General features: G+C 58.2%; 9 protein-coding genes. 5 read left to right on the top strand and 4 right to left on the bottom strand.

Translation table 11 applies throughout. The features are described 5' to 3' along the window. Nucleotides 1-17 precede the first annotated feature (17 nt). Nucleotides 18-1,019, top strand: a complete 1,002-nt coding sequence (locus tag KQI84_06345) for an NTP transferase domain-containing protein (protein MCB2154487.1) — start codon at nt 18-20, stop codon at nt 1,017-1,019. A 216-nt stretch (nt 1,020-1,235) separates the two neighbouring features. Next, nucleotides 1,236-3,161, top strand: coding sequence for a tail fiber domain-containing protein (locus tag KQI84_06340; GenBank protein MCB2154486.1), 1,926 nt, complete (start codon nt 1,236-1,238; stop codon nt 3,159-3,161). A gap of 89 nt (nt 3,162-3,250) precedes the next feature. Here KQI84_06340 and KQI84_06335 read toward each other — a convergent pair whose 3' ends face one another. From KQI84_06335 to KQI84_06325, 3 genes are all read right to left on the bottom strand, one after another. Continuing rightward, entirely contained in the window at nt 3,251-4,636 is a 1,386-nt protein-coding gene (locus tag KQI84_06335; GenBank protein ID MCB2154485.1) for a hypothetical protein, read from the bottom strand. Nucleotides 4,637-5,144: 508 nt separating this feature from the next. Beyond that, the gene (locus KQI84_06330; protein ID MCB2154484.1) at nt 5,145-7,763 is read right to left on the bottom strand and encodes a glycosyltransferase family 39 protein; all 2,619 of its coding nucleotides are present in this window, start codon (nt 7,761-7,763) and stop codon (nt 5,145-5,147) included. A 103-nt stretch (nt 7,764-7,866) separates the two neighbouring features. Further along, on the bottom strand, nt 7,867-8,430 hold the full coding sequence (locus KQI84_06325) for a TIGR00730 family Rossman fold protein (GenBank protein MCB2154483.1): 564 nt from the start codon (nt 8,428-8,430) through the stop codon (nt 7,867-7,869). 349 nt (nt 8,431-8,779) lie between these two features. Here KQI84_06325 and KQI84_06320 point away from each other — a divergent pair, with 349 nt between their 5' ends. Together KQI84_06320 and KQI84_06315 are read left to right on the top strand one after the other, a co-directional pair. Further along, nucleotides 8,780-11,299, top strand: coding sequence for a plasma-membrane proton-efflux P-type ATPase (locus KQI84_06320; protein MCB2154482.1), 2,520 nt, complete (start codon nt 8,780-8,782; stop codon nt 11,297-11,299). Nucleotides 11,300-11,338: 39 nt separating this feature from the next. Beyond that, complete coding sequence (locus KQI84_06315; GenBank protein MCB2154481.1) at nt 11,339-11,854, top strand: HEAT repeat domain-containing protein; 516 nt, start codon at nt 11,339-11,341, stop codon at nt 11,852-11,854. Between the two features lie 52 nt (nt 11,855-11,906). Here KQI84_06315 and KQI84_06310 read toward each other — a convergent pair whose 3' ends face one another. Continuing rightward, nucleotides 11,907-14,564 (bottom strand): family 16 glycosylhydrolase, encoded by a 2,658-nt coding sequence (locus KQI84_06310; GenBank protein ID MCB2154480.1) that lies wholly within the window; start codon nt 14,562-14,564, stop codon nt 11,907-11,909. Nucleotides 14,565-14,880: 316 nt separating this feature from the next. On the opposite strand from KQI84_06310, the gene KQI84_06305 reads away from it, so the two are divergent. Further along, complete coding sequence (locus KQI84_06305) at nt 14,881-15,606, top strand: Sir2 family NAD-dependent protein deacetylase (GenBank protein MCB2154479.1); 726 nt, start codon at nt 14,881-14,883, stop codon at nt 15,604-15,606. Nucleotide 15,607: the final 1 nt, after the last annotated feature.

The raw sequence follows: 15,607 nt of genomic DNA, 5'->3' as shown, positions 1-15,607 counted from the left end.
AGGAAGGACCCTGATACATGCGAGCAATCATTCCCGTCGCCGGCCTCGGCAGCCGGATGCGCCCACATACGCACACACATCCCAAAGTCCTGCTGACCGTTGCCGGCAAGCCGATGCTGGAGCATATCCTGGATTCTCTGATCGATGCCGGTATCACGGGCGTCACGCTGGTCGTTGGCTACATGGGCGATCGCATCGAGGCCCACGTGCGCAAGCGCTACCCGGACCTGGAATGGAACTTCGTTCCGCAGGAAGAAATGCTGGGACTTGGCCACGCGATCAGCATCACGAAAGAAATTCACAAGGATGACAAGGACTTACTCATCATCCTTGGCGATACAATCCTGCGAGCGGACTTCAAGAAGCTCTTCGCCAGCAATAAAACCGCCATCGGCGTGAAGGACGTGGAAGATCCACGTCGGTTTGGCGTTGTTGAATTGAACGAGGACGGCACGATTCGCAAAATGCACGAGAAGCCGGAGGTTCCGCCTTCGAACCTGGCAATCGTGGGCGCGTACAAGATGAACAACCCAGCGCTGATGTACGCGGGGCTCGATCACATCATCCAGAACGACATCCGCACGAAGAAAGAATTCCAACTGACGGATGCGCTCGAATGGATGCTGGGACAGGGCGAACAGATGGTCCCGTTCCGCATCGACGGTTGGCTCGACTGCGGAAAACCGGAGACGTTGTTCGAGACGAATCGTGAACTCCTCGGTGAATTGTCCGAGTCGAACCAACGGGAATACCAAGAGCGCTATCCCGACAGCGTGATCATCTCACCCGTTTCGATCGGTGAAGGCACCGAGATTGTCGATTCCGTGATCGGCCCGAACGTCGTGCTGGGACGAAACAGCAAAGTGAAGCGCTCGATCCTGGAAGACATTATCGCCGGCGACAATGCACAGATCACGCACATCATGCTGCGCGAATCGCTGATCGGCGCGAACGCCGAAGTCGAAGGCCGCGGCCTGAGCCTGAACATCGGCGATCACAGCACCATCAGTATCGGATAAAGCGGAAGAGCGGTCCCCTGACAAAAGGAACTCCCTCGGACTGGTCTGACACCGTCAGGCCAGTCTTTCTTTGCCTTTCGGCAGTCGTGAAAAACTGGCTGCGACATCCCAAACGCCCTCCCTGTCATTCGGGAATTCCTTGAGCATGAGCCAAGCGTTCTGGTAAACCCCATGTCTTGTCAGATGATTCACTTCATTTCGGAGGGGAGGCCTTCGATGCAACGTTATTGCTATTTGGCGATATTGGCATTTCTGCTGCCGGCAGTCGCAGGAATCGCTGAGCCGGGAACGGCATTCAGTTACCAGGGACACCTGGAGGACGATGGAACGCCCATCAACGGGACAGTCAGCCTGCGCTTCTCGCTGTACGACGAGGCAACGACTGGCAGTCTCGTTGCAGGACCGATCACGCACGAGGATACGCTCGCGGCAGAGGGAATGGTCGACGAGTCGTTGGACTTCGGCGCGGTCTTCGATGGATCGCCACGATGGATGCAAGTTGACGTAGATCCGGATGGTGGAACGGATGCGTTTGAGACGGTTCTTCCGCGCATTCAGATTCTGCCGGTGCCCTACGCGGTACACGCGGCAACAGCAGGCACCGCTGCGGATGACAACGATCGCGATCCGACGAACGAGTTGCAGTCGTTGAGCGCCGTTCTTGCGGCCGGATCGGATGCGAGTGGGTTGGAAGCTCTCAACCTCGGCCGGGTTCAGATTCCCGGTTCAACGGGTTCGGGCAATCACTCTGATGGGCAGACGAACAGCGCACTTCGTATCGGCGTGGATGGCGGACTGAATGACAGCGGCACAACAGACGTCAGTTATGGAAATCTGGCCATCGGCAACTACCAGATCTTCACGGATGGCTTCGAAACCGCCAAGGGTGCCCCTGCATCGCAGGGTCTTGTCGTTCAAGCGCAGGATAATCCCGACGCGCTGGGCGAGTATCAGCTCTTCAGCGTTCAGAGTTCCGGGGATGCCAACCGATTCTCCGTAATTCATGGGATGACAGGTTTTGCCAGTCAATTCAAGGACAGCCTGGCAGTGGGTAGCGGCGGTGAAGTCGATCTGGTATACATCGATTCTTCGGCCGATGTCGACTTTGGGACAGATGGCGCGGCAGATCTGTGGGTCGCCGACGATATCGAAGCGGGTGGGACTGTCTATGCAGCGCAATTCGAGGGAGACGGCTCTAAACTGACTGGGATCGATATCGCCGATGACGACTCGGATCCAACGAATGAACTGGAGTACGTGAATCCGGGAGTCTGCCAACGTGTGATCAACATTCCCGATTGGACGAATTATCACTATATGGAGCCAGGAGAGGCAGCCTATCAAATCTGGACAGCACCACGCACAAGCAATATCGTCAAATTACGGGCGCTATGGAGGACCCAGACGAATCCCGCCACGGTTGAATACTGGATCAGCAGTTCTGGGACCGTGATTGGGCATGGCCAAGTCAGTGGCGACTTCACTTACGGCTGGTACAGTATGCCGCTGGATCATGCCGTGCCTGTTCGAGAGGGGAGGACATACAATCTGACCATGTCCGCGGATGCAGATTGGATCTGGTATTATGACCGTAACAATCCCTATGCTGATGGAAGATCGAGCATTGATCCCCGTTTTGACTTCAACATGTCCACGTATGAGACATTGGAGGCCCCTGTGTTCTACTTGGAGGCGGACGACAGCAAGATGGGGCTCTTCAGAGACACGACCGTCCAGGCGTTCCAGGTCGGCACAACATCCAGCAATGGAAATGGAGCTTACCTGACTCCCGGTGGAACGTGGACTAACGCTTCGAGTCGCGCACTGAAAGAGGGCTTTCTCACGCTGGACAAGATGGATGTCCTGCAGCGCATCGTCGATCTTCCGGTCACTCGGTGGAGTTATATCGGCAGTTCGGAAGGCGAGCACGTCGGGCCAGTGGCGGAGGATTTCTATGCTGCGTTCGGCCTCGGCGATTCGGACAAGGCCATCTCCACAACCGATGCGAACGGGATAACGATCGCGGCCCTTCAGGGGCTGAATGCGAAGCTGGAGGAGGAGAATGCAGATCTCCGGAATCGCGTGGATGAGTTGGAGAACAGGCTCAAGTCAGTTGAGGAAGCATTGGCAAAAGGCAACTAACGAGTTCCCTCACCCTCGAAAGCGGCATTAAAGAAACTGCCCGCACCGGCGATCCGGTGCGGGCAGTTGTTACTTCCTGCAGTAGCTTGTTACTTGGTGGCGACGCGCTTGCCAACCCAAGAGGGAAGCTCGGGAACATCGAGGCGGCTGAAGTCGACGTCGTCAGCAGTGCGCTGGCGATACAGCTTGCCGTCTTCCAGCTTGTAGTTGTCCTTCAACTGCTTGTGGAACTCGCCGGTTCCGACCAGTTGCGGCTCAACAACGGTGCGCTGGACGGGAACAACCTCGTTGGTTTCCCAGTTGACCTTGTAGTCGGTGACTGTCTTCTCGACCTCGACCCACTCGGTGACTTCCGCTCTTTCCCAAGCGTTGTCGGGGATGCGATTGCCAACCATCTCGACTTCGGTCCAGGGATTCGCATCCAGGTCGGCCATAACGGCGTCGGCCATCGCGTTGACCTGGAAGTCCGCGGCGCTGCGGTGCGAGGCGTTCGGCAGATCGTAATCATAGAAGACCTTGCCGGCTTCGCGACCCATCTCGCGCTGCATCTGGCGCTCGACCCAGCTAAGGGCCTTGGTCAGGTCGACGACGGTGCCCTTGCCGAGGTAGGCATTGGACTGGTTGATCGAGATGGGGACCTTCACGCTCAAGTCGGAGAAGGAGGAACGGGCCTTCGGATCGACCTGCGCCGGATCGAAATCATAGGAAGAGCGCGTGACAGACCCCGTCGGGGTCGCCAGATAGGGCATTCCATCGACGGCGTAGAAGACGACGCCGCTGGTCGGCAGATCGGTCGGGTGCGTGGTGTTCCACAGCTTCATGCGACCGTTCAGGTCGAAGCGTTCACTTGGGGAAGCCGCGCCAACGTTGAGGTGATCGCCCCAGATGGCCATCGTGCCCGGCACGTCGGTGTTGTTGTAGTGGTTACCGAGGAGGATCTGGTAGTCCTCCGTCGTGTCCATCTGGAAGCCGATCGCAATCGAGGACAAGTAGTTCGCTGAGGAGTAGGCACCCAACGCGATCGAGTGGTTCACGGTCTCGGCACCTTCGCCGAGTGAGACAGAACCGAAGCCGATGGCGCGGGCACTTGCGCCGACGGCGAGAGCACCAGTGTTCTCCGTCCGGGTGTTGCGACCGAGGGCCGTGGAGAGGCCGTAGGCGCGGGCCGAGGAGCCCAGGGCAACGCCGTAGCTGTCGTAGGAGCGAGCCAGCCAGCCGATGGCGATCGACTGGAAGCCATACGCGTTGGCGCCTGTGCCGATCTCGATGGCGTCGGTGCCGGCGCGAGTCGCGGCGGGCTTGACGGGGCTACTGCCGACGGAGACCGCATCGACATTGGATTCCTTGGTAGTCGTCAGCAGCGGGGCTGCGTCCGAATACTGGGGGGCGAGAAAAATGCCAGCGGCAGCGGCGAAGAGAGCCGTTGCTGTGAATCTGGAAATGCCTTTCGTAGTTTCGATACGGCCTGATGTCATCGTATCTCTCCTTGCAGAGGAAGATTTGGGGGATAGACGTTTGCTGGGCAGGCATGCACAATGACGTGTAAGCCGGTTTCGTCTCATCCCAGAGGTGAGATTCTGTACAACCACCACTTCTGAAGCGATCCCAAGTACGCAAATACCCTGCCACGCCTACTCCGTCCCTGCTTTGCCGTCTCCACCATCCCCCTTCCGGAGAAAGAATCCGTCAGGCTCGTGGTAGCACAAGACAGCCTTTATGGAGCATCAACCCCATTCGGGCAGTACTTGAATTCGCTCTCGTATCTAGGAGCTTAGTCTAAAGGGGGTACAGAGATGCAAGCAATCTTTAACGCCTGCCCAACAAAATGGATGTTTGGCGCTACTGCACTTCTGGTTCAATGCAGATGGCAATACGGACTCGATTCAGGGGAAATCGCTCTCTCCGTCCCCAGATAACCACTTGTGGAGCGCGGTCTGGACGGTGTGACAGATTGTGACCGACATTGGGCTCTCGGAGAGCCGTTTATTGACGAAGTGGCGCAATGCTGAGGCGCACGTTTCGGATAAGAAGCTCGTTGTGGGCCTCCGGATAGTGCTTCCCGGGGATCTTCCAAAACGGCAAAGCGACGCAAACCGAAGCTGCTCTGGGCGGTGTGGCACGAAGGGCACGGAACCGCAACCAGCGGTCCTTTGTCAGGTTCGCCGTCGCCGGTTCCCACTCGATCCGGACGTCATAGCTCCGCCTCGACATGTAGGCCTGGCCGGCAACCTGTCCGTTCGCATCAAGGAAGAGAAGCGTCGCATTTCCCCCGACCGCAAACGCCTGGTCGGACTTCAGTTCCACGTTTGCATAGACGAGCGATTGACCAGAAAGGGGAGTCGGAGGACTGACCACCATCGGCGTGCCCTCGATATCTTTCAGGATGTGAATGCGTGCGGTGTTGGGCGGATCATCAGGGTTGAGCGCGAAGTCGACAAAGCCACTCGGCAGCGCCTGCCATCCGGGAAGTGGAGTGCCGCCGTTCGTGAGGGCCATGTTCTCGATTGGAGGCATCGCTACGATGTTGGAGGTGTCGGGCTCTGTCGTTGGATTGGGCGTTAGAGCGATCCGTCGAATGAGAAGGCCTGCGTTCAGCTTCTCCCCCGCCTCGACGATATCCGAAAGGTAGGAGAGTTCCGCATACTTCCCATCGATCGTCGGCGTGAAGCGAGCGTGCAGCGTCTGCGTCCCCTTCTTGTCGGGCGGCACCATCAGGAAGATTGGTTCGGTTCCATCCGGATAGAATCCGAGGAAGTGTGGAATCTGACGGTCGGTATTCGTCACATTGACGTCGATTTCAACATCATAGGTGGTATCGGCTTGCGTCCGGAATGCATAGCGGACGGTCGACGCATTGTCGAAGAGGAGACTACGAGCGTTGTCTTCTCCGGGTCCCTTTCGAGACTTCGGACGGAACTCCATGCTCCAGCGGACGATCTCGTTGCCGTCTCGTTCCAGATCGGATTCATCGGCGGCTGGAATTTGGAAGAGCCGTCCATCGAACTCTTTTCCCAGAACGCTCGGCAGACGGAGAACCTGCTTGGTGTCTTCATCCAGGAAACGGCGCAACTCCTTGGGAATATCATGCGGCCAGCTTGTTGCAAGGAACGTGGGAGATCCGGTGGCCGCGCGCGCCTCCATGACTTCGATTTCCAACAATCCGTCAGTCTTCCCCGAGTATGGCATCCAGACCAACGTGTGGCGCTCGTCGAGCACGTCGTCGTAGATGCTACCCAGGTACGCCATGTGACCAAAGATATAGACGTAGGCCGATTGGTCGACGTTTTCATTCACCCATCGAAGCTGAGCGCGAAGAGGCTGCTTGTACTGACGGTAGTACGAAGAAAGTCCCGGAAGGGCGCCGGCAAAGACCAGGAAGAGCGCGACCGCGGGAATCCAGATCCGGCGTGCTTCGGCCATTCTGGCGCGAATCGCACTGATTGGAAACGCCAGACCGGCTGCAACGAGCAATACAAATGCGGGTTCCATCGCGCAGCTATATTTCAAGTCGTAGGGCTTTGCGGTGTAGGCGAAGATGGCAACGAAAGTGGCAACGATTCCACCCAGGAGAAGAGCTGCCGCCCACGGGCGATAGCGCGTCATCCAACCGACGCCAGCGAACAGCAAGACAAGCGATACGATTCCGGATAGGGAGGTCCCAGCCCAGCGATCAATATCCCAACCGAAAGCGTTAAGATGCCGGGCGAAGAAACTCCATCTGAAGTCCACGAGGGGAGTCTCTCCCCAGGCGGACTTGAAGAGCGCGTTGATGGCGCGCGTCCGCCAGGGACCGGCAGCAGCAAACGCAATCCCTACGACAACCACACCTAAAACGAGAAGCAGGATACGCGGAAATGGAAGGCGCCGAAGAGGAGGAACCGTACGACTGAGGAGACTGAATCCCCAACCCGACAGACAAATCGCCAACGCAAACCAAATCACCATCCAGAAGGTGAATGGGAGGGTCGTGGGTTGGTGCTGATAATTCGCCCACATTGCGAGGGGAATGATAGGCAAGAACAGGAATCGTCGCCAATCGCGACGCGCAGCGAACTCGACTATGGCAAGGAAGGCGATCAGTTGAAAGAAGATCATCGGCGCGTAGAAGCGCGACTCTTGTGAGTAGAAGAGCTGGAAGGGTTGGACCAACATCACCGTGGCAGCAAGCACACCGCCGAGACGTCCGATGATTCGCCTTCCAACCAGATAGACAAGTGGAATCGACAACGCGCCGACCAGAGCCGGATAGAGTCGAGCCGCAACCGTCAGATCGGAAGAGAAGTGGAGAAAGGGCGCCAGGATGTCGTAGAAGAGCAAATGGAACTGCGTATCCATGCGCTTCCATTGGGCATCGATGACTGAGCGTACTTCGTCGAACCAGAGGTCCTTGCGACCCAGGAAAGCAAACCGGGTAATGAAGCCGAGCACCGTGAAAGTCAGTAGCGCCCACCACCCTTGCTTCGACGAAAGGTCCTGATCGTCGGAAAGGATGGGCTGCAGAACAACAAGCTCCGGCCGAGGCGGACTGGCCGCCTCCGGCGCCTTTGCGGACGCCGATTCGCTGTTTTGGGTGTTTGCGGTCCGTCTCTTTCGCTTCGCCATCGATCCGGGTACTTCTATTGGGGTTAACGGGAATAATCAGGGGCGGCGCACGACCATGGGCAAGCCCAACATCGCCTTGCAGCGTTTCACGGGGCAGTGCGACCTACTGCCACTTCTCGATATTGGGGGCCTTGTACGAAGCCATCCGGGCCAGCAATGCCCGCGGTTCCGGCTCGACAAGGAGTACGTCTCGATGTGGTTGCTTCATGAAGCCCTGCCGCACGGAGTGGTCCAAGAACTCCATAAACGCATCGTAGTATCCCGCAACATTGAGCAGCCCGCAAGGCTTCGGATTAATCCCAAGTTGCGCCCAGCAGACAACCTCAGTGATTTCCTCCAGTGTTCCCATCCCACCCGGCAAGGCGATGAACCCGTCCGCCATCTCGAACATGGCCATCTTACGCTCGTGCATGGATGGGACGACGAGTTGTTCCGTCAGTCCATCGTGTGACACTTTGCGCGCCAGGGCTTCGGTGATAATCCCGCGCACGTTTCCCCCACCGCCGAGAATCGTGTCGGCCAAAATGCCCATCAGTCCGACGCGCGCGCCTCCATAGACCAGTTCGCGATCCTGTTCGAGGAGTGCCACCGCGAGATCACGGGCAGCCTGTGCGTAAGCGGGGTCACCCCCGAAACTCGATCCGCAAAAGACACAAACTCGCTTCATATGCTTGCCTCTCGTGATGTTGCGTCGCTCCAAGATGATCCTAATGCGCCGCGGAGCAATCCTTTCCATGGCCACTCCCGCTGTGCACCAATGATTGATGGGATATCCGGTATGGACAGGATGATTGCATGGACGAGTGGGATGATCGCGGTCTGAGAACTGGTATGGAAACAGCTACATCACTAGTTGGCATCCGCGAGAAGTACTCTCGCCAAGAGCCCGTGTTCCGCAGCACCGCGTACAACAAACCCCTGACATCAGCGCTCTCTTGGTAGCGTGATCGGTGCCCCCGCATCGATCGGCGGCGGGTCTTCACGGTCAAAATCATGGAACGGGGAGAATTTACATCATGAAGCCAAGCCCCAAGATGAATGAATCGACAACACAGAACGATATGAAGTCGCTTCCCATGCAGGAGTTGATGAAGAAGCTCGACACGTCGCCTGCAGGATTGACACAGGAAGAAGCGAAGAAGCGCCTGGAGCAATACGGGCCGAATGAACTGGTGGAGAAGAAAGAGAATCCGCTCCTGAAGTTCCTGAGTTACTTCTGGGGTCCGATCCCGTGGATGATTGAAGTCGCGGTCATCCTGTCTGCGGTCGTTCGGCATTGGCCGGACTTCTTCATCATTCTCACCCTGCTGCTGGCGAACGCACTTGTTGCCTATTGGGAAGAACGCCAGGCGGGCAACGCGATCGATGCCCTGAAAGCCAAACTGGCCATCAAGGCGCGTGCGATCCGAGATGGCGAATGGACGATGCCGCCGTCCCGAGAGCTTGTTCCGGGCGACGTCATCCGCCTGCGGCTGGGCGATATCGTGCCTGCGGACGCTCGTCTATTGGACGGCGACCCCGTCGAAGTCGACCAGTCCGCACTCACTGGAGAATCGCTGCCGGCTTCGCGAAAAACGGGCGAATCTGTGTACTCTGGATCGATTATAAGGCAGGGCGAGATTGACGCGCTCGTTTATGCCACGGGGGAGAAGACCTACTTCGGAAAGACCGCGCAGTTGGTTCAAGAGGGGCATACGGTCAGTCACTTCCAGAAGGCCATTCTAAAAATCGGGAACTACCTGATCGCGCTGGCGGTTGTGCTGGTTGCCTTGATCATTGCGGTTGCTTTGTATCGCGGCGATCCGCTTTTGGAAACCGTGCAGTTTGCACTCGTCCTGACGGTCGCGGCCATTCCCGTGGCGATGCCGACGGTTCTGTCCGTGACGATGGCAGTCGGCGCGCGGCTGCTTGCGCGCAAGAAAGCAATCGTCAGCAAACTCGTTGCGATCGAGGAACTCGCAGGCGTGGATATCCTCTGCGCAGACAAGACGGGAACGCTGACTCAGAACAAGCTGACACTCGGCGATCCGTTCACCGTGAAGAATCTTCCCAAGGATCAGGTGATTCTTGAAGGCGCATTGGCATCGCGTGCGGAAGACAACGACACGATCGATCTGGCAGTCATCGGCGGATTGGAGGATAAGAGTTCGCTGAAGGAATACAAGGTGCTGCATTTCTCACCTTTCGACCCTGTGCATAAGCGCACCGAGGCCGTTCTCCAATCGCTGGATGGCAAGACCTTCAAGGTCACGAAGGGCGCTCCGCAGGTGATTCTAGGTCTTTCAGACAATGCCGAAGAAGTGAAGCCGAGCGTGGAGTCCGCCGTGAATGAATTCGCCTCGCGTGGCTATCGCTCGTTGGGCGTGGCCCGGTCAGAGGCCAATGGCGGCTGGGAATTCCAGGGGGTGTTGCCACTGTTCGATCCGCCGCGTGAGGACGCCGCAGAGACAATTGCAACGGCGCGCAAGATGGGCGTGAAACTGAAAATGGTAACGGGCGATGCGCTCGCCATCGCGCAGGAGACCGCGCGGAAACTGAATATGGGGACGAGGATATTCGATGCCAGCGGACTGGGCGATGCGAAGCAGAAGGAAACCGCCGAGACAGCCAGGTCCATCGAGGACTCCGATGGCTTTGCTCAGGTCTTTCCCGAGCACAAATTCCACATCGTTGATGTCCTGCAGCAGCGCGATCACATCGTCGGCATGACCGGCGATGGCGTGAACGACGCACCGGCGCTGAAGAAGGCCGACTGTGGCATTGCCGTGGCGGATGCAACGGATGCCGCGCGCGCCGCCGCGTCGATCGTACTCACGACGCCAGGGCTGTCCGTGATCGTCGATGCCGTAAAAGAAAGCCGTCGTATCTTCCAGCGCATGACAAGCTATGCCACCTATCGCATCGCGGAGACGCTACGCGTTCTGCTCTTCATGACTGCCGCGATTCTGATTTTCGGATTCTATCCACTAACGGCGGTCATGATTGTGATGCTGGCGCTGCTGAACGATGGGGCGATTCTCTCTATCGCGTACGACAACGTGCATTACAAGAACCGGCCTGAAGCGTGGGATATGCGCATGGTGCTCAGCATCGCAACGGTGCTTGGCATCATTGGTCCAATCGCCGCGTTCGGATTGTTCTTCATCGGTGAACGATACGCCCACATGGATCGCGCGCAGATCCAAACTCTAATGTACCTGATGCTGTCTGTGGCGGGGCACTTGACGATCTTCCTGACACGAACGCGCGGGCCGTTCTGGTCGATCCGTCCGGCGAAGATCCTTCTGACAGCCGTCCTCGGCACGCAGATCTTGGCCACACTGATCGCTGTGTACGGCTTGTTCATGACGCCGCTGGGCTGGGGCTGGGCGCTGTTCGTCTGGGGATATGCGATCGCATGGTTCCTGGTTTCGGATCGAATCAAGCTCCTCGCCTATCGTCTTCTTGAACACTCACCAAAACAGGCCAGCACCGAGCCGAGGAAAACGACTCGGAGAGCGGCGCACGCCGAAGGACAATGGCACGCGGCCAAGTAACTTCTACACGCACACAAAAAATCCCCCAGGAGGTGCGCCATGAAAACGCACATCAACACGCAAACGAACTTGGAAGGACTGATGGAACAACTCGGGCAAAAGGATGGCCTGAAGCGCGAACATGCGCGGTATGCACTGATCGCGCTTGGCAGTGCGGCCGTTCCGTGCCTGGTCAATGGCCTGGAGAACTCGCACTCCGATCGCCTGCGTTGGGAAGCGGCGAAGGCCCTCGGTTCAATCGGCGATGCCGATGCGATCCCCGCGCTCGTTGAGGCGCTGGAAGACGACGATGCCGACGTGCAATGGGTCGCGGCGGATGCGCTGGTGCGCTTTGGCAAGGATGCCTGGCCCGCGCTTCTTCGCAAGCTCTCCCGTGAGGGCGCAGAGTCGCTCGCGTTCGAGAGGGGAGTCCATCACATCTTCCGCAATCAGCACGAAAAGCCCTATGCCGATTTGCTCGAGGCTTTGACGCACGCGCTTGATCCCGGGCTGGTTTCGGATGATCCATCGATCGTTGCCGAGAAACTTCTCGCCCGACTGGAAGAGCAGGGCTGAGGATAGGAGGGAGGCCCATGCTTCGTTGTGGGCTCGCCAAGAGAAACACGCTTCAGCGAAGCATCCAGCCGATTTCGCGAGGTGAAACGGCATCCTGCGAGAGGATTAGTGCGGTGTAGGGTTGAAGAACGGGGATCTTTACACTCTGGGGGTAACCATCTCGTCCATCGGCCGTCGTATCGAGAGAAACAAGCTCTCCCGGACTTGTTCCAAAGGCCGGGTCGTAAGATGTCAGGTCGCTATTGAATCGAACGTGCCATGTTCCCCCCTCCGGCATTCCAAGTTTATATCCGAGGTTGAACGTCGTGGAGGAAAGGTTCATCACAACAACCACATCGTCTGCCGCGCCGCCGACATCTTGTCGCAGGTAGGCAATGACTTTAGCGCTGCCATTCTGATGGTAGACGTCGAGTGCCGGTCCCTGCAGTCCGCGCGTTGCTCCACCGTGATTCAGGCGCAGATCGATCAGATCCTGGTGCAGTTGGAAGATCCCGGGATGATCGCCCAACATCTGGTCCCAATCCAGCGCCGGCGGTGAGGGAAAATCGAACGTTCCCGTCGCATAGGCTTCCTGGCCCATAAACATCATCGGAACGCCGGGCAGCGTGAAGGTGAAAACGCTGCCGAGCATGGAGAGTTTCCGCGTGGTAATGTTTGTCTCCGGATCGATCTGATTCAGGCGCTTGGGCAAGTAGCCGCCTCGATAGGGAAACGTCTCGCCATCTGGATCCTCAGTCGCGGCGGAATCGTGCGACTCGACGTAGACGACGCGCTTCATTGGATCGCCGTTGATGGTTCGCTCCATGCCTCTGCGCAGATCATCGAGATCGCGCGCGGAATCGGAGGCCACGAGCGCACGCGCCGCGTAGAACTTGAAGGAGCCCCACTCCGCATCGAAACCCGCGCCATTACTGCCGAGGTCGAGGCTTGCCAATTGGTCCACGCCAAAATCCTCTGCCGTTGAAATGGCGTCGGGGTACTCGCGATCGATCATGGCACTGATTTCCTGCAACAACGCCAGGGCCTCTTCGATTTCCTCCACCGTGTCCCAGTTCTCGTCCACGACCTCCCTCATGATGCGGGTTGCGTCGAAGCGGAATCCGTCGACACGGAATTCATCGAGATACGTCCGGATGTTCTGCTTGATGAACTCGCGAACCTCCGGCCGACGGAAATCCATCCGTGGCCCCCACGGCGTGGTCTGCCAGTACGCATCGTTATAGAACCAGATACCGCCGCCATCCTGTTCGTACCACAGATCGAATTGCCAAAGGGGGCTTCTTGTTGTCGTGGTGTGATTGTAGACCACATCCACGAGAACGGCCAGGTTGCGTTCGTGACAGGCCTTGACAAATGCCTTGAAGGCGTCTGCCTCGCCGAGACCGAGCTCCACGGAATTGTAGAATACAGGATCGTAGCCCCATCCGTTGTTCGACGGAACTTCCTGGACAGGCATCACTTCGATGGTGTTGATGCCAAGATCGACGAGTTGATCGAGGCGGCCAATCGCTTCATAGAAGGTCGCCGGTGCGCCCGATGGGGCGTTGAACGTGCCCACGTGCATTTCATAGATGATCAGCTTCTCTCGCGGCTCCGGAACGAACGTCTTTGGGCCTTCCCAATCGAACGCGTTGGGATCGTAAACGACCGAGTTGTCCCCGGGGCTTTGGAAACTGGCGATGCGGCGACTGTACGGATCGCGTTGCCAGACGGTCGTATCCAGGCCCGCGGAAGGACTATTATTTGTGACGTAGAACTTGTACTCGTCGCCGGCACTCGCCCCCGAAACAAACGTCGACCAGTATCCGGTCGCCGCCTCGCGGGAAAGCGGATTGCTCAGCCCCCAACCATTGAACGTGCCGCGCACATGCACGGAATCCGCATTCGGTGCCCAGACGCGGAATGTGGTGCCGCCGGAATGAGGGTACGCCCCCATCACCGTCGCAGAGGAAACGAAAGTCTGCCATTCGAAGTAGAATGCTGCATCGAACGTCGCCTGCAACGGAAGCGAGGCGGGGTCGAATGCTCCTGCTAAAGCAGACGATTCGGGAATCCAGGCTCGCAGGCGGACCTCCATGTCGGCCTGGAATTCATCCAGGACCGATGGCTTCACGAATGCGTGAGAGTAGAACCCATCGACGAAGAATGTGATGTGCGACGAGGTCCACTCCATCATGTAGTGATGCTGTGCGGCGGCAGCATCGAAACCGAGATCAACCGACGCATCCTGGGTGTGAACAGTGCCGATGGAGTCTTTCCACTCGAGATGATACTGCACCTGGTCGGTCCGACCAAGGAATCGAATGGCAATCTGAGCCGAGTCAGTGGACGCAGCCGGAAGCTGAAGAACAATCTCAGAAACGACACCCGAGGGCGCGGCCGGCTGCATAGTCACCAGGAAGCGACCATGCGCGTAGGGCGCGACGGTGGAGTACTCGCCGCCCCAGTATGGCCGATCCGTGAACTCGCCCATGCTGCCGGCGGACTTCTCAGTGAGTGCGACAGTCAGGAGGCCACTGCTGAAGGAAACGTTGTCCGGCGTGAGCTCCACCTGGCTGCCGTCGAGCGCGCCAGTGCCTTCCTCCCAACGGCTCGTCGCGACAGAGAATGCGTCGGTCCACTGATGCTCGTAGGCTGCCGTTGCCGTGCCAACGAAACCGAAGAGCAGGAAGGTGAGGAAGAAAAGCGATTTGTGGGCTTTGAGTAGCAAGGCGAGGACCCCCTGGCCGCCGATAAGTTTCAAGGCCGGAGTTGCTGAATGCAACGGGAACACACCGGATACCTGCGGCAGATCGCGTTCGATGACACAGGAACAGAATCGCCTCGACGGGACTGGCGCAGAACGTCCCGACGCCCGGCGCGCCAAAGACGTACCTCGTTTTCTTCCCACCAGACATGGCGGCCGGGCAATATCTGCTCTGCTCGATGGATGTGCTTGCCGATCCGGCGCATCAGCTTCTACAAATCGGCGGGGCGTTGAATCTGCAGCGCGTCGAGATATTCTCGGCGCCGTATGGACCCGAGCAATGAACACCGATGCGGTGATCGAACTGATCCGCAACAGCGACAACATCGCGATTCTGACCGGAGCCGGCGTCAGTACGGACTCCGGCATTTCCGATTTCCGCAGCCCCTCCGGCACGTACGCGCGGTGGGATGCCAACCGCGTGTTCGACATCGACTACTTTCACCGCGACCCGGCGTACTTCTTCGATTTCGCGCGCGAGGAATTGTACGCGTTCACCGAGACACAACCGAACGTCACGCACCACGCAATCACGCGTCTGGAACAAGCGGGGAAGCTCAAGGCCTGCATCACGCAGAACATAGACATGCTGCACCAGCGCGCGGGCACGAAAAACGTCTTCGAGGTTCACGGTTCGATCGCCGTCAGCCATTGCCTGGGTTGCGGGCGCGAATTCGACATCGAAGCGATGCGTGCTAAGCTGAATGAGATGCGTATTCCGTCGTGCCGGTGCGGCGGCACGATCAAGCCCGATATTGTGTTCTTTGGCGAAGCCCTGCCCGAGGTCGCGATCGCCGGTGCCTTCGAGGCCGCGTCGACGTGCGATCTCTTCATCGCGATCGGCACGTCGCTCGTCGTCTATCCCGCCGCCGCGATCCCCGCCCGCGCCAGGTACACGGGCGCGAAACTCGTCATCATCAATCGAGAACCGACGCCGCTCGACACCCTTGCGGATCATGTGTTGAATGGGGAGTTGAAGGACATTGTGCAGTCGCTTTCAGGCTAGC

It is taken from the genome of bacterium, from assembly GCA_020444065.1.
Taxonomy (GTDB): domain Bacteria; phylum Sumerlaeota; class Sumerlaeia; order SLMS01; family JAHLLQ01; genus JAHLLQ01.
Note: the sequence above shows the minus strand (reverse complement) of the source record. Positions and strands in the feature narration are given on the sequence as shown.